This window comes from Prevotella sp. P6B1 (assembly GCF_000702825.1).
In the GTDB taxonomy this organism is placed as follows: domain Bacteria; phylum Bacteroidota; class Bacteroidia; order Bacteroidales; family Bacteroidaceae; genus Prevotella.
On record NZ_JNKF01000016.1, the window covers coordinates 1 to 15,476 of the forward strand.

Here is a 15,476-nt window from a genome sequence, read left to right on the forward strand (position 1 = left end):
GTCATTACGCACGTCATTATTTCATCAAAATCTGGCCTTTTAGTATGTCCCAGTACACATCGCACAACTCCTTCCAAGGGTTCTCTTCCATATCGTAATAAGCCTCAAAGCGGTCCTCGTAATCCACGCAACGGGCAAAGTTACTCATGGTGCGTTCACCAATCTTCAAATCATCAGGCCAACTATCTATCTTTAGGCCCAGCACATCGTTGGTAAATTCCAGTTTAGTTAATTCGCCATCCACCCTATCCTTTACCACCAGGTACACACCTATCCAGTGGTTCTTTGATGTAAACAGCTGTCGATGCTCCCGGATAAGAGTTATCAGACTCTCCTTTAATATTGTTTGTCTTTCGTTTTTAGTCATAGCCTGATACTTCTTTCTCGAAAGCTTGTTCTGTTCTTGTGCCTTGTTTGATTTAGGTTTACAGCTCGCTACCTCACATAGCTCAGGCACATGCACCGCATTCTTATGGTAATGCGTACGCACGCGATTCTCTAACGCCACATGGTGTACTAAGCCGTTCTCTATCACTATCTGTCGGTAATACGCCAGCAGGTAGTGTTCGGCCACGTCAAAGCGTTCGGAGTTGATTGCCATCGCCTCCAGCAGTTGTTCACTCACGGTTGCACCGTCAAGATTGATTAGGATTGTCTCCTGTTCTTCTTTTCTCATATTCGTTTTCAGAATAAGAGTTCGGTTTTAGGCCTAATCCCTCCCTCGGGGTTAAACATTAAGTTTTTTATGCTACAGCGGGTGCAAAGATATATCATCACATCTAAATACACAACAAAAAAATCGCACCATTTCCGCTGCAGGCGAATTTGGTGCGAAAAGTTGCCGAAAGTTGCCAAAAGTTGCAATATTCAGTTAGAAATCAAGAGTTTTTATCTTTGCAAATTCTTTATAGGCATTCTTGTAAAGCGGGTCGTTTTGATACTGATGCAATCTGGGGTTGGTGCGTCGGCTATACTTACTTTTCGTCAGCACCTGTTCACAATCAAACACCGTCACATACGCCTTGTATGGCGGACGCACCATCACGCCGGCATCCAGCGCCGCATTCAGCACGCATAGTTTTCTGTTAATCTCCGTTTGGCTTTGTGTCAGTCGGTACAGAGTCTGAATCACGATGCTGGCCTTATATGCATCCACTTGCGAACTGGCAAAAAGCTGCGATGCCAGCAGTCTCTTCTCGTCAAAATCGCGTGGCGTGTTTTTCTCCTGCTTCGCCATCATTTCCATTCTATTGTTGATGACTGCCGAGAGGCACATGATGCCATAGTTATCACTTTGAGTCACGATGCGCCCAGCCGACACTATAGCCAGATTTTTTCTGTTCAGGATGTCGTTAAAACCACGACACACCACGTCAAACAGTTCCTCCGCGTTAGCAAAGGCCTTTTTGTTTTCTTCCATATAAATGCAGGTGGCCCCCTTTCGGCTCACCACAAACACAGTGGCAAAGCACCTGTCTTCCCAGGGAAATTTGTTCCACATCTGCTGTTCATCCTCGCCCAGTCGCCTATTGGCTATTTTCAGCAGGGCTATACCATTGGTAGGAGGTTGCAGGTGCTTGTGCGAATAACTATGCTTCAACTGTTTCTCGCAAAACACTATAGAATGGTTGTTGGTCAGGAAATCCTCTCTGATCACGTCAAAAAGAACTTCCTCTGGCGCTAATCCATCAGGATTGGTGTACCATATCTCGCCACTGACGAGTTGGTACGGACAAATGTCGTAGTACATTGTTTTTCGTTGATAATTTGTTTGTTAGTTCATTGGCCCTAAGTTTTTAGGGGTTTTTAGTTCTCATACATCCATGCCGGGCCAGCTGTGAAATATAATTATTGCACACGCCCATACTTTAGCGAAAAATTATGGGCTCATATCCTGTACCTTCCTTTCTCTTTATGGTTTGACATGCTTACTAATCACTAAATTCTGTTATGTATCTAAAAACATGATATTCATATCCTTAAATTTTTAGTATTCATCACCGCTCCGTGTATTCTCACAAGATCGACGGCTACGTCGTGGGGCGGATGCGAGTGCAAAGATAAAATAATTTTCTCATTCGCCCAAATCTTTTGCAGCGAATGTGAAAGTACCCTGTCACCTTTCTTTGTGGAGGCAAGGATGATGCGACTCAGCAACGACAAGATCTTTCCACATCGTAGTGAGCCATCACCGTCAGGTTTTCCTGTTCTACTATGATTATATAATCGTCCATAGGTTCTAGTTATTTCGGTTTCTATTTCTTAGCTATTTCCGCATCAATTATAAAAACATCACCATCCTTATCTCTCAGCACATTCCTTGGTACCAAATCCCATACTTCATATTCTGCATTAGCATATCTACCTTCGTCATCCTGTTTGGTAAATCCTATGGCTGCCATATAGGTTTCAATCTCAATAGTTGTTGCAGGAACAGCATCTTTCACCAATCTCTGCTGCAGCACAGGCATAACTGTACGGCCATCAAAGCCAGTAAAGCCGTGCAATGTGTAAGCAGTATCGTAAAACAGATTGTTGTGCCACATTATTCTATCAAGCAAACGTAGAATACTGCCAGTATTAAGCAGATTGTTTACTTTATAGATTATATCGTTCGAAACATAAGTATCATTTTCATTTCCGCTTGGACCAGGAACGCCTAAATCGAAAACATCACACATAGGTATCCATATGCTGTTTTCTTTAGCATATTGCTCCGCCACGCGTTGCTCAATATCCAGATGGTTTACATCGCCTTGGCTATCTCGAAGTTGTGCTTCATATAATTGGCAGCGTCGACGGAGTTCATCGGCGATTTCATTGATTCTGCGATTTTCCGCAGTTTCCTCTCCACTGCCTCTTTGTGAAACTGATTCAAATATGTCATCGTTCATTCTATTTTTTCTGCAAAAATACAACTATATTTTCAATATAACAACATTTTTGTCAAAAATCTGCAATTATCATTCAAAAGTCAAATGTACACGATGGTGCAATGGTGCAATAGTGCATTTACTATTTCTTATATTTGTAGTAACCTGCACCATCGTTCGTAGAAGAGAAGTGAGAAAGAGAGTAGATAATTAAATAATATAATATTTATATATTATATATATTATAATATATATAATATATAAAATAAAGACTTAGAGAATCCGCCATCACTTGATTTTACATTTTGCACTATTGCACCATTGCACCATCGTGCTCTATTTTTAGGGCGTTTTGAGCGGTACGGCAGAATCTGGTGGATAGTTCACGAGATTCTGGTGGAATCTTCCGAACTTTCTCTTAGATAGTCAGGCAGCAATTATCACATAGTATATATAGGGGGCATCTCTATAAAGACTATTTCTTTACATTTTAACATTTTAAGAAAAAAATCGAGAAAAGTCGAAAAAAGGCTTTTTTTGCGTTGATTTTTTATGTACCTTTGCAGTGTCAATCAATGAGAAAGGCGCCTTAACCATGGGAGGAACGAAAGCGGGAGGTGGTCACCCGATGTAGATGGCCGCGAGTAACAAACCATTAATCATTAAAATTTTATTAGAGTATGGCGAAGATTTTTTATGAGCTGCGACAGAACAAGAACAACAAGTCGCAAGTATTTGGCAGGTGGTTTGCCCACAGCAAGAGTATTGAAACCCTGAACACCCGCAAGATGGCCAAGCACATCAGCGAGCACGGTAGCGTGTACACGCAGGACGTGGTATTCGGCGTGCTGGAGAAGTTCCGCAGCTGTCTGGTAGAGATGCTGCTGGAGACCAAGCGTGTGAAGATCGACGGTCTGGGGACCTTCTTCACCACCCTGGAGAACGAGCCCGGCGGCACCCTGAAGAAGGACGACTTCAACGTGGGTAAGAACCTGAAGGCGCTCCACATCCGATTCATGCCTGAGCAGGAGCAGGAGATGAACATCTCAAGCCGTGAGTTCCTGAAGAAGGCCGAGTTTGTGAATGCCGAGAGTCTGCTGGGCGGCGATGGTGAGAAGACCACCAGCGGCGGTGGTAGCAGCCAGGGCGGAAATACCGGTGGAAACACTGGCGGTGGCCAGGGTGGCGACACAGGCGGAAACGGCGGTGGTGGCGGTGAGCCTAACCCCGACGGCAGCACCGAAGATTAGTGGTTGGGGCGAAAGCCCCAGCGCTTTGAACATTAACCATTAAAAGATTTAAGTTATGAGTAAGAAAGAAAGCATTAAGTTTATCGTGCAGCTGATTGCATCGATTGCAACAGCGATCGTAACGGCACTGGGAGCTACCTCGTGTATGGGGTACTAAAAGAGAATCAGGGAGCGTTGACAAACGCTCCCTGATTAGTTGCTATATATAGGATGAAGTTAATCCTATATACAACTACAAGTCAGGGAGTGCAGTTATGTACTCCCTTTATTGTATGTAAGCGTCTATCTGTGCGGCAATGTCGCCAGCCAGTATGGCACCGTAGCCCACACGGAGCTCGATAGTGGGACGAAGCGGGTCGTTGGTACCGATGATCACAGCATACTCGTCTATGGTGTAGGGCGTGGCCATGTTCTTTGACATCACGCACTCCAGACTGCTGAGTTTCAGCTCTTCGCCGGCGATAATCGCAATGTCATGGTTGGGATAGAATAGGATAAGGGCAGGGAGCTCGTTGGCTCGCGAGGCATCCAGCACCACCACGCCGTCGGGTTCTCCGTATCTCTGTTTTGCCTCTTCCACCGTGGCGTAGGTCACCCTTGGAACAGCCGTCCGCTCCTTGCGCTTGATGATGAAGTAAGCGAAGGGGGCGATAACCAGCAGCAACAGTAAGTACGGTCCAAAGCCAATGGCTAACATAATGCCGGCAACGACGGCAAGAATCGTGTTTCGTTTCATAAATAGTCTGTTATTTGTCTTTACCGAAAAATCGCTGGCAAAGTTACTTCTAATTTTGCGTTTCTTAAGTGTGTTCTGAAGGCCTGTTTTGCCTCGTCACTCCATTCTATCTTAACCATGGAAATTCCTCAAAAAGCTGTCTATCAAACTCCTCGGAAGAAGTCCAATGTACCTGTCCGTTTCTTAAATTCTCTTCAAACTTATCTATACTTTCAATAGCCTCTTTTTCTGATGAAGGGCCAATGATGGGATACTTTTCCCAGTTCAGATCGTCAATCCAGTCGTGGACGGCAGTAATGCCATCTACCGAGTTCGAAGCAACGCTTGCTGCTGCAGCTGTAGGTTCGCATGCCATGTTGGTATTGCTTTCCTCTTCGATTTGTGGATATCTTTTTTCTTTCATTGCGCTTTGTTTTATGGCGCAAAGATAAAAAGATTATTTGAACTTTGCAAGATTTTTTAGAAAAACTTCTTATTAATAAAATACCCTCAGGTTTCAAATCGAAGCCTGATTTTTTTTATATGAAATCAGGGAGTACATAACTGCACTCCCTGACTTGTAGTTGTATATAGGATTAAACTAATCCTGGAAATAAACGCGTTTTACGCGGTTGCTGATGCCGGTGAGGACCTCGTAGGGGATGGTGTCGAGGACATCGCTGAGCACGGTGACTGGCAGGTTCTCGCCGAAGATCTCTACCTGGTCGCCCTCAACACATGGGATGTCGGTGACATCAATCAAAGCCACGTCCATGCAGATATTACCCACATACTCGGCCTTCTGACCATTGACCAGACAATAGCAGTGACGATTGCCCAGGTGACGGTTCAGACCATCGGCATAGCCGATAGGAATGGCGGCGATGACAGAGTCGCGTGTGAGCTTGCCCTTGCGGCTATAGCCCACGGTATCGGTCTTAGGCACTTGGCGCATCTGCAGGATGGTGGTCTTCAGTGTAGAGACGGTGTGCAGGATGCGGTTGTCGCGCGGATCGATGCCATAGAGGCCAAGGCCCAGGCGACACATATCCATCTGGCGCTCGGGGAAGTGCTCGATGCCGGCAGAGTTGTCCATGTGGCGCAGAATCTTATGCGAGAAAGCGGCCTGCAGCTTGGCACTGCCTGCCTCGAAACGCTTGAACTGAAGGGTAGAGAAATTATCGAAATCGTCGCTATCAGAGCCTACGAAGTGGCTGAACACGGAACGTGGGATGACTGCCTGCTGATGCTTCAAACGGTCGATGAGCTCGTCCATATCCTCCTCGGGATCGAAGCCCAAGCGATGCATGCCTGTATCGAGCTTGATGTGGACAGGCCAGCCGGTGATACCCTCCTTGCGGGCAGCCTTGATGAGGGCGTCGAGCAGGCGGAAGCTATACACCTCGGGTTCCAGATCGTAGTCGAACATGGTCTTGAAGGCGGTCATCTCAGGATTCATAATCATGATATTGGCGGTGATGCCTGCCTTACGCAGGGTGACACCCTCGTCGGCCACTGCCACTGCCAGATAATCCACGCGGTGATCCTGCAGGGTCTTGGCTATCTCTACAGCGCCAGCGCCATAGGCATCGGCCTTGATCATACATACCATCTTGGTGTCGGGCTTCATAAACGAGCGATAGTAGTTGAGGTTCTCGACCACAGCATTGAGGTTCACCTCGAGGATGGTCTCGTGTACCTTCTGCTCGAGCTGCTCGGTAATCTGGTCGAAGCCGAACGGACGGGCGCCCTTGAGCAGGATCATCTCGCCACGCAGGCCTGTAAACGCCTCGCTACTCAGGAAGTGGTTGACATCGGCAAAGAACTGCTTGTCGGCAATCTGAATCTTATCAGCCTGCGCTGTGAGCTCAGGACCGATACCGATAAACTTGCTGATGCCACGCTTGATGGCGAGCTCGCTCACCTGGGCATAGAGCTTATCGGGCGATGTGCCTGTCTGGAAGATATCGCTGAGAATCAGCGTACGCTTGTTCTGCTCCTCGCGACGGTTCATGAAGTCGAGGGCGATATCGAGCGAGTTGATATCCGAGTTGTACGAGTCGTTGATGAGGATACAGCCACGCTGTCCCTCCTTCACCTCCAGACGCATGGCCACGGGCTCAAGCTGGGGCATACGCTCGGCAAGTTCCGAGGGTGTCAGTCCCAATCGGAGGGCTACGGCGGCACAGGTGATACAGTCCTCGATCGAAGCCTCATCGATGAAGGGGATATCGAAGCAGTTCTCCTCGTCCTGCCAGATATAGGTGATGCGCGAGTTCTCGACACTCTTCACGAAGAAGGCTGCCTGCTGGTCGCAGGTGCTCCACGAGATCTTCTCGCCCTTATAGTTCATACGACGGATGCAACGGCTCACGATATCATTATCCGAGCAATATACCATGGCCTCGGTGTCGTGCATCAGCTCGAGTTTCTCCATGCATTTCTCCTCCATCGAACGGAAGTTCTCCTGATGGGCAGCACCTAACGAGGTGAGCACGCCGATGGTGGGCTGGATGATATCGCGCAGCGCCATCATCTCGCCTGGCTGAGAGATACCTGCCTCGAAGATGCCGACCTCGGTCTGCTCGTTGAGCAACCATACTGAGAGGGGCACTCCTATCTGCGAGTTGTAGCTGCGAGGCGAGCGCACTATGCGCTGTGAGGGCAACAGCAACTGATAAAGCCACTCCTTGACCATGGTCTTGCCATTAGAGCCCGTGATGCCCACGATGGGCAGCGAGAACTCATCGCGATGGCGCTCGGCCAGTCGCTGCAGGGCAGCCAATGTGTGGGGTACGCGCAAAAAGTTGGCTTCAGGATAAAGGGTATCGTAGTGATCAGGCACCTGCTCGACTACGAACTGGCGCACACCACGGTTATACAGGTCCTGAATATAGCGATGACCATCGTTACGTTGAGTTTTCAGGGCAAAAAACAAGGTCTCTTCTGGGAAACAGAGGCTACGACTATCAGTAAGCAACCAACTTACCTGTCCCTCGGTGTTTCCATATCGTCGCGCACCAATCAGTGTGGTAACTTTTTCTATACTGTATTCCATTTTGATATTTGACTATTTCACTATTTATCGATTGGGAGTGCAAAGTTAGGGTATTTTTTTTGCAACTCGGCTATTTTTAACATAGTTTTATCCATAAACATCCGATAATCATCCGAATCGGGATGGAAGGGCTTATGACTCAACGCTGCCTTCAGGGGCTGCCACTCCTTGAGGAAAGCCTTGGCGGCATCGCTCAGATAGACCTCGGAGAACCGCTGCCAGATGTATTCCACGGCCTGCGACGAGGGGTGGAGCATATCCTCGGCATAGAAACGGTAGTCGCGCAACTCGTCGTTGATGATCTCGTAGGCGGGGAAGTAGGTTACATTGAGCTTTGAACTTGGAACTTGGAACTTTTCGATCACCTTATCGACGGCTAAGAGCAGGGTGGCCTTGGAGAGCTGGGAGCCGTGGTAGCCGTATTTGCGATAGCGGATGGGGCTCACGGTGAAGACGATATGCATCTGCGGATTGGCAGCATGCAGGATAGCAACAGCCTGCTGCAGATAATCGGCACAGGCATCGACACTCAGCTCCTCCTCGTCGAAGAGCGACTGGGGGCGCTTCTGACAGTTATCCACAATCTCGCCTGTTTCCTTGAGCCGGTACACGTGGTTGGTACCAAGGGTGAGGACTGCCGTTTTTACAATTGACAATTCCTGGCGTTGCTGAGCAGCGAGGCGCTGGATGGTATGGAGGACGGAGGCAGGATTATACATCACGCCAAAGGGATTGACGATGGTACGGAAACGCTCCTCAGTGAAACGTGCGCCCATCTTATCGGCAAAGCACGACCCTACGAAGAGCATCTCCTCGCATGGCGCCAGCCTGAACCCAGGGGCCTCTATATCAACAATCGTTCTAAATTCCATTAACTTCTGCTGATTTGTAAGCCTGTGGTAGAGAGACTCATATCCACAAAGCGTGCGTTCTTACGCACAGTGTTCTCATTCAGTATCTGCTTGATGCGCGCAGCGGCCTCAGGATCCTTGGCCACCATATACAGATAGCCGCCTCCACCTGCACCAGGCAGTTTATAGCCCAAGCAGAGGTCGTCGATCAGACTGGTGAGTCGGGCCACATCGGCAGGATTAGTACCTGCATCGAGGCGCTGGTTCTGCGCCCACGTCTTACGTACTAACTGGCCCATACGTTCGAAATCGTTCTGCTGGATGGCCTCGTACATATCAAGGGTGTGCTGCTTCATCTGGCGGAGCAAGCGGAGCTCCTCGCCGTGGTTGAGGAACATACGGCGCACTATCTCTGCCAGAATGCTCTTGGCCGTGCGCGTGATGCCCGTATAATATAATAGGTGACAGGGGCGATATTCGGGTTGCGTCCACAGATCGGTGGGCAACCAGCGCACCTGTGGGTTCTGGGTGAATCCCCTACCCGTCTGTAGCAGTTTCACACCACCCAGCACGCCTCCGAACTGATCCTGCCAACCACCACCTGTGGTGAGCATCTGTTCGAGCATCAGCGTGCGATGACCTATCTCGTTCTTATCCCATCCCAGTCCGCAGAAGTCGTTGAGCGCACCCAGCACCGTAGCAGCCAGGATGCTGCTGGTGCCCAAGCCGCTGCCTGCGGGGATGGCACTGAGCAGGGTGAGCTCGATACCTGCGCCAAAGGCTGCCAACTCATCGCTGAGCGCACGCTGACCAAAGCCAGCCAGCACCAGAGCGGCCTTAGGAATAGAGAAGGGTGAGCCTACGTGCATAAAATCACGCAACTGCTCGGAGGACTCAACCACCTCCATGGCGCCCAGATCGATACTGCGCAGCACGATACGGGGCTCCTGACAAGGGCGTATATAGGTCTGCAACGGGGGCTGACCATTCAGCTCTATCGCCAGATTGATGACGTTTCCACCCTCCATCAGACAGTAAGGCGGTGTATCCGTCCAACCACCTGCGATATCGATACGTACAGGCGAACGGCCCCAAACTATCTGGTCGTCGGCCACGCTGAGCTGTGGCACAGGCTGGCGCTCATCGGTATCGAGCAAGCCCTCGCGCAAAAGCTTAAAGGCTTTATCGCTCTCGCCACGGAACATGGCATCGTGGATGCGGGTCATCAGGGGCGCATCATCGTCGAGCACGGGTGGCATCGCGATATGCTGCTCCTCAAATTCGCGCTTGGCATCGGCCAGGTCGAGCTGGTAGAACACGCTGTGGTTCCAGTTCTGAGCCAAGGCGCTCCAGTTGAGCTTGCGGAAAGCCTTGCGCTGGGCAAACAGGCGATGCAGATTGGCCTCGGTACTGATCTCCTCGGCAGAGATATGACGAACGGCCAGGAATCCCAAGCCATCCAGATTATCCAGTTTCTTCAGGACTTCAAGGTTCTCGACCACGGGGAACTGCTGTTTCTGCTGTTCGGCACCGGCAAACTTATCGTCGATATGATACAGGCGCACTGCGTATTCGGTATCGCCAATAGGCACCACGTCGATACACTCGCCGGGGGCCAGGTTCACCTTCCAATGGTTCTCGGGCACGCCTGTTATAATATGGTCGTGGCTCAGGGTCCAGCCCTCGCTCACGTTGCTGTTCTCAATCCATATATGGGTATTCTCGCCAGTAAAACGATACTGACAGACAGAATTCTGCACAAAGATGCTGGGGTGCGGCTTACGATCGTGGTGCATAATCTCACGCTGATCGTTAACCAGATTCTGGATGCGGAGGGTTGATGTAATCATCTCGCGCGAAGTTCCGAAATGATAGAACTCGCCACCCTGCAGAGGCACAATAGCCACCTTCAGACCCTTCAGATCGTCGTCGGGCAACGTAGGATTGGTGCCCAAGGCGCATCCGAATTCGGAGTACAAATCGTACTCTTTTATTTGACCATTGACCATTGATTTCTTAGCGAGGAGCTCTACAGCCTTGTCGCTCAGCATCCAGATACCGATATCTGTCAGATAATAGTGATCCTTCTGCAGGTCGCTCAGCATCTCGACTGAGGGTTTCTGCAACATCTGCTTGAGCACCTGGGGCGTCTTGCGCGAACTCACGAACACACCGTGGTTCTTGGCTACCGAGGCATCGAGCCACAAGCCATAGCACACCACATCGGCCTCAGGAATGGGCTGAAGGGGCTGCGAGGTGCGCACCAGCACATCGCCGCTCACCACCATGGTGTGGATGCTTTCGGGGGCCATCTCCATCAGCTGCTCATAAAGGGGCAGCTGCAGGCTGAGCAAATCCTGCGAGAGGCGCTGTCCACGCTCCCAACGGAATACGGGCACGGGGGTGAGGATTTTACCAGAAGGTGCATACGAAGGCAAGCGACGACTCTGTCCACCTGCGTGCAGCAGGATACGTTTCTCACGAGGCAGCCACTCGGCAAGCGAGGCGCCATCCTCGGTGGTCATACAGGCTTGCAAGAGCCAGGTGGTGCCACCACCACTGCCCAGCTTATGCCCTACGGGGTCGTTGGTACAGAAATACTCCTCGCGACTCAATCCAGTCACATCGTGGAAACTGTCCACCAAGTTAGGTGGTAATGAGAGCAGCTTTTTCATTGAACATTTAGCTTTGAACTTTGAACTTTATTTCTGCTTGCGGCGGTAGGCCATAAAGACGGCACCTGCCAGTACCAACAACAGAACTGCGTAAGCCATATAGGCGATGGTCTCAGTTGTTTCGACCGACTTGGGGAAGAAACTGAGCACCACTTCGTGGCGACCAGGCTTCACGGCGAGGGCACGCAGCACGTAGTCGACTCTACCCAACTCGGCTGGCTCGCCATCGACGGTAGCTGTCCATCCAGGGTAGTACACCTCGGAGAAGACTACCACACCACCCTTGCCCGAGTTAACCTCGTAAGTCAACTGGTTGGGCTCGTAGCTCTTGATGGTTACCACGCTGGCAGTATCCTGAGTAGCGCTCTCGCCCAACTGGGTCTTGAACTGCTCATCGGCCACAGCCTCGTGGCGCAGGTCAATCTTACCCACCTGAGCTATCTCCTCGTTGGCATTCTTCACATAGTTCACCTGATCCACAAACCAGGCATTACCCAGAGCGTAAGGGTTCTGGATGGGCACGGTCTGGCCACCCTGCAAGGGGAAGATGAAGTAGCGGGTGTTGAGCATGTTGATCACAGGGCATATGCTGTCGCCCTTCACCTGGGTCATATCGCCACCAGCCTCGGATACAGCGCCCATCAGCTTCTGCATCTCAGGATTGATATACTGTTCGATCAGTTCCTGATAGCGGCGCAGCTTGGCAGCGTGGTAGCCACCAATGCTCTTATGATAGTAGGATGTCTCGTTCTCGTTAAAGGTGTTTGAGGCAAGATTCAGCACACGGTAGTCGAGCGTCTTGTCGCGCAGGATCAGCTCGTCAGTCTGCGACATCTGCTGAGGTGCCTCGCGCTCGCTCTTGGGCACAAACATCTCATCATTCAGATAGCGCTTGTTCACCTGCCAAAGGTCGACCAGACAGAGCACTAAGATGATGCCTACGGCATACGCCTTCTTGAGCTTGCCGTACATCATAGCAAAGAGCGCACCTGTGCCCACCACGATAATCCAGAACGAGCGCCAGCAATCAGCCGTAAACACAGCCTTACGCATCTCGGTAAGGTTGCTGGTGAGTGGGGCGATATGCTCCTGAGGCAGCGTGCTGAGCGCGCGCATCTCGCTCGACGAGATAAAGCTATCGAAGAACAGCGATGGCATGAGGGCAAACAACAGACAGAAGCCAGCAGTAAGGGCGAAACTGATGCAGATGTGCTTGCGATACTTAGCGAAGGCGTCAGGCTCATCGTAGAGTCGCTTCAGTGCCATCATGGCCAGCAAGGGAATAGTAAACTCTGCAATCACCAGTATTGAGGCCACCGTACGGAACTTGGCGTACATGGGTACATAGTCGAGGAAGAAATCGGTAAAGCCCATGAAGTTCTTACCCCACGAAAGCAGTATCGACAGGATGGTAGCAGCCAGCAGCGCCCACTTCATAGGGCCCTTCACAATGAGCAGGCCTAAGATGAAAAGCATCATCACAAAAGCACCCACATACACTGGTCCGCTGGTACCAGGCTGCTCGCCCCAGTACTGACCTATCTGCTGGTAGATACTCTCGTAGGTAGGATCGGCCTTCTCCATGGCAATCTTACTCTCACTCATGGGTACCGAGGCACCACCCTTGGTGTTAGGTACAAGCAGCGTCCAGGTCTCGTCGATACCATAGCTCCACTGAGTGATATAGTCGCGCTCCAGACCACTGTTGGTCTGGTTGGCAGAATTCTGCTTCACCAGCTCGCTCTTGCCACGCATCGACTCCTGACCATACTGCCAGGTGTGGTAGAGATTCGAGAGGTTGATGCACACACCAATGGCTGCTCCTGCCACGCACACACCTGTGGCCTTGGCAAAGGCGACATACGTCTTATGACGGATAGCATCGACCAGCCAGGCAATCACCATCGCCAGGATGATGAACAGATAGTAATAGGTCATCTGCACGTGGTTGGCATTGATCTCGAAAGCCGTGAAGATGGCTGTGAGCAGGAATCCCCACAGGTATTTGCCCCGATAGGCCAGCACAATACCCGCTATCATAGGTGGCAGGTAAGCCAACGCCCACACCTTCCAGATATGGCCCGCAGCAATGATAATGAGGAAATAGGTGCTGAACGCCCACACGATGGAACCTAAGGCTGCGAGGTGCTGACGGAAGTCGAAAGCACGCAACAGGATATAGAATCCTAACAGATAGGCAAACACATACCACACGTTCTCAGGCAGGAACAGATGGTATATCTTGGTCATGGTACTCAACTTGTCGGTAGAATTGTACGAGGGAGCCATCTGGTAGGTAGGCATACCGCCAAAGAGGGCATTGGTCCAGCGACTGCGCTCGCCCGTCTTCTGCATATACTCAGCCACCTCTTGTCCTGCACCTCGACCTGCCGATGCATCGTGACGATAAAGGATACGTCCCTCGATATCAGCTGGGAAGAAATAGGCGAAAGCCAGAACGGCAAACAACAACACTGCCAACAAATCGGGCAGCCATTTTTTCAGTAATGTCATAACTTGCAAATTATTTAATTTGCCTGCAAAATTACACATAATTTTCAATTTTCAATTGTCAATTATCAATTATTTTGTATCTTTGCAGCAAAATATGGAAGAAACAATCATTACAAGCGTACAAAACGCCAAGATTAAACACGTAGTAGCCCTGCAACAAAAGTCGTCGCTCCGCCGTGAGGAGGGGCTGTTCGTGGTTGAGGGTCAGCGCGAGATAGAGCACTGCAAAGCCTGTGGCTACGAAGTGGTAGAGGAGTACATCCGCGACAAGAATGTTACGCCACAGGTATATGAGAAAATGGCCTATCGCGGCAGTACCGAGGGGCATATCGCTGTGGTACGATGCAAGCCTCACACCCTCGCCCAGCTACAACTGAAAGAGCATCCGCTCATCGTTGTACTCGAGAGCGTGGAGAAGCCTGGCAACTTAGGCGCTATCCTGCGCTCAGCCGAGGCTGCTGGCATCGATGCCCTTATCGTGTGCGACCCACTCACGGATATGTATAATCCCAACGTGATCCGTGCCAGCATCGGTGGCGTGTTCTGCGTGCCCACAGCCGTCTGTTCGTCGCAGGAGTGCATCGCCTTCCTCAAGGAGCATGGCATCACCATCCTCACCGCTCAGCTGCAGGATTCGTACGAATACTACGATTACGATATGACGCAGGGCACAGCCATTGTGATGGGTACTGAGAGCACAGGACTGACCAACCAGTGGCGCGAAGCTGCCGATGCCCACATCCGCATACCCATGCTGGGCCGTTTAGACTCGCTGAACGTCAGTGTCTCAGCCGCCATCCTGATGTACGAAGCAGTACGCCAGAGAATGGTAAAAAAGTAAAAAAGTAAAAAAGTAAAAAAGTAAAAAGTTAAAGTTTAAAGTTCAAAGTATGAAGATAGGAATGATAGTAGCAATGGATAAGGAACTGAAGCAGCTCCGTCCATTATTCCCCGAAGATAAAGTGATTCTGCAGAAGAGCGGTATTGCCACTGTGAATGCCGCTATCCAGACAGTAGAAATGATTCGCCAGTACAAGCCCGATGTGATTATCTCGAGTGGTTGCGCTGGTGGCAATGGCGATGATATCAACCTGCAGGATGTAGTAGTAAGTTCTGAGCTTACCTACCACGACGTGTACTGTGGCTCTGCCATCGACGACACCACCGTCTATGGACAGGTGCAGGGTTTGCCAGCCCGTTATCAGGCTGACCCTTACCTGCTCGAGAAAGCCAAACAGACTGGTGCCAAACCAGGACTGATTGTAACTGGCGACTGGTTTGTGGATTCGAAAGAGAAGATGCGCGAGATAGTAAGCCACTTCCCAGAGGCAAAGGCTGTCGACATGGAGAGCTGCGCCATCGCACAGGTATGCCACATCTATAAGGTGCCTTTCATCTCGTTCCGACTGATCAGTGATATCCCTCTGCGCGACACTGATGCCTCGCAGTATCACAACTTCTGGGATACCGTTGCCGAGAAGTCATTCATTACCACCAAGACTTTCATCGAAAGCCTGTAAAGGTAAAAAAGTAAAAAGGT

General features: G+C 50.3%; 13 protein-coding genes. 4 read left to right on the forward strand and 9 right to left on the reverse strand.

Translation table 11 applies throughout. From position 1 onward, the window contains the following. Positions 1-16: 16 nt before the first annotated feature. From T495_RS0113230 to T495_RS15395, 3 genes are all read right to left on the reverse strand, one after another. Positions 17-676, reverse strand: coding sequence for a hypothetical protein (locus T495_RS0113230; RefSeq protein WP_033149042.1), 660 nt, complete (start codon positions 674-676; stop codon positions 17-19). Between the two features lie 195 nt (positions 677-871). Next, positions 872-1,750, reverse strand: coding sequence for a hypothetical protein (locus T495_RS0113235; protein WP_155993693.1), 879 nt, complete (start codon positions 1,748-1,750; stop codon positions 872-874). Positions 1,751-2,255: 505 nt separating this feature from the next. Beyond that, the gene (locus T495_RS15395) at positions 2,256-2,894 is read right to left on the reverse strand and encodes a hypothetical protein (protein ID WP_051652067.1); all 639 of its coding nucleotides are present in this window, start codon (positions 2,892-2,894) and stop codon (positions 2,256-2,258) included. 659 nt (positions 2,895-3,553) lie between these two features. On the opposite strand from T495_RS15395, the gene T495_RS0113245 reads away from it, so the two are divergent. Further along, a complete protein-coding gene (locus tag T495_RS0113245; protein WP_033149044.1) occupies positions 3,554-4,123 on the forward strand; it encodes a hypothetical protein in 570 nt (189 codons plus the stop codon). A gap of 55 nt (positions 4,124-4,178) precedes the next feature. Further along, entirely contained in the window at positions 4,179-4,280 is a 102-nt protein-coding gene (locus T495_RS15970) for a smalltalk protein (protein WP_155950080.1), read from the forward strand. 108 nt (positions 4,281-4,388) lie between these two features. Here the strand turns inward: T495_RS15970 and T495_RS0113250 are convergent, their stop codons facing one another. The 6 genes from T495_RS0113250 to T495_RS0113275 form a co-directional block, all read right to left on the reverse strand. Further along, complete coding sequence (locus tag T495_RS0113250) at positions 4,389-4,859, reverse strand: hypothetical protein (RefSeq protein ID WP_033149045.1); 471 nt, start codon at positions 4,857-4,859, stop codon at positions 4,389-4,391. A gap of 106 nt (positions 4,860-4,965) precedes the next feature. Next, positions 4,966-5,262 carry a hypothetical protein gene (locus tag T495_RS0113255; RefSeq protein WP_033149046.1) on the reverse strand — a complete coding sequence of 99 codons (297 nt, stop codon included), beginning with the start codon at positions 5,260-5,262 and terminating at the stop codon, positions 4,966-4,968. A gap of 177 nt (positions 5,263-5,439) precedes the next feature. Next, positions 5,440-7,896 (reverse strand): bifunctional UDP-N-acetylmuramoyl-tripeptide:D-alanyl-D-alanine ligase/alanine racemase, encoded by a 2,457-nt coding sequence (locus T495_RS0113260; RefSeq protein WP_033149047.1) that lies wholly within the window; start codon positions 7,894-7,896, stop codon positions 5,440-5,442. Positions 7,897-7,916: 20 nt separating this feature from the next. Continuing rightward, positions 7,917-8,768, reverse strand: coding sequence for a GSCFA domain-containing protein (locus tag T495_RS0113265; protein WP_033149048.1), 852 nt, complete (start codon positions 8,766-8,768; stop codon positions 7,917-7,919). After that, the gene (locus T495_RS0113270; protein WP_033149049.1) at positions 8,768-11,422 is read right to left on the reverse strand and encodes a bifunctional fucokinase/fucose-1-phosphate guanylyltransferase; all 2,655 of its coding nucleotides are present in this window, start codon (positions 11,420-11,422) and stop codon (positions 8,768-8,770) included. Before T495_RS0113270 ends, T495_RS0113265 begins: the two co-directional genes overlap by 1 nt. Before the next feature lie 27 nt (positions 11,423-11,449). Then, complete coding sequence (locus tag T495_RS0113275; protein ID WP_033149050.1) at positions 11,450-13,936, reverse strand: YfhO family protein; 2,487 nt, start codon at positions 13,934-13,936, stop codon at positions 11,450-11,452. Between the two features lie 94 nt (positions 13,937-14,030). Between T495_RS0113275 and T495_RS0113280 the strand changes: the two genes are divergently transcribed. After that, the gene (locus T495_RS0113280) at positions 14,031-14,777 is read left to right on the forward strand and encodes an RNA methyltransferase (protein WP_028902585.1); all 747 of its coding nucleotides are present in this window, start codon (positions 14,031-14,033) and stop codon (positions 14,775-14,777) included. Positions 14,778-14,826: 49 nt separating this feature from the next. Then, positions 14,827-15,456 carry a 5'-methylthioadenosine/S-adenosylhomocysteine nucleosidase gene (gene mtnN / locus T495_RS0113285; protein ID WP_028902584.1) on the forward strand — a complete coding sequence of 210 codons (630 nt, stop codon included), beginning with the start codon at positions 14,827-14,829 and terminating at the stop codon, positions 15,454-15,456. Positions 15,457-15,476: the final 20 nt, after the last annotated feature.

Bases quoted from the DNA above. Each gene is read 5' to 3' on its own strand.
- T495_RS0113255 (WP_033149046.1), bottom strand. From the start codon at position 5,262: ATGAAAGAAAAAAGATATCCACAAATCGAAGAGGAAAGCAATACCAAC.
- T495_RS0113235 (WP_155993693.1), bottom strand. From the start codon at position 1,750: ATGTACTACGACATTTGTCCGTACCAACTCGTCAGTGGCGAGATATGG.
- T495_RS0113230 (WP_033149042.1), bottom strand. From the start codon at position 676: ATGAGAAAAGAAGAACAGGAGACAATCCTAATCAATCTTGACGGTGCA.
- T495_RS0113275 (WP_033149050.1), bottom strand. From the start codon at position 13,936: ATGACATTACTGAAAAAATGGCTGCCCGATTTGTTGGCAGTGTTGTTG.
- T495_RS0113265 (WP_033149048.1), bottom strand. From the start codon at position 8,768: ATGGAATTTAGAACGATTGTTGATATAGAGGCCCCTGGGTTCAGGCTG.
- mtnN (WP_028902584.1), top strand. From the start codon at position 14,827: ATGAAGATAGGAATGATAGTAGCAATGGATAAGGAACTGAAGCAGCTC.
- T495_RS15395 (WP_051652067.1), bottom strand. From the start codon at position 2,894: ATGAACGATGACATATTTGAATCAGTTTCACAAAGAGGCAGTGGAGAG.
- T495_RS0113280 (WP_028902585.1), top strand. From the start codon at position 14,031: ATGGAAGAAACAATCATTACAAGCGTACAAAACGCCAAGATTAAACAC.
- T495_RS0113245 (WP_033149044.1), top strand. From the start codon at position 3,554: ATGGCGAAGATTTTTTATGAGCTGCGACAGAACAAGAACAACAAGTCG.
- T495_RS0113260 (WP_033149047.1), bottom strand. From the start codon at position 7,896: ATGGAATACAGTATAGAAAAAGTTACCACACTGATTGGTGCGCGACGA.
- T495_RS0113270 (WP_033149049.1), bottom strand. From the start codon at position 11,422: ATGAAAAAGCTGCTCTCATTACCACCTAACTTGGTGGACAGTTTCCAC.
- T495_RS15970 (WP_155950080.1), top strand. From the start codon at position 4,179: ATGAGTAAGAAAGAAAGCATTAAGTTTATCGTGCAGCTGATTGCATCG.
- T495_RS0113250 (WP_033149045.1), bottom strand. From the start codon at position 4,859: ATGAAACGAAACACGATTCTTGCCGTCGTTGCCGGCATTATGTTAGCC.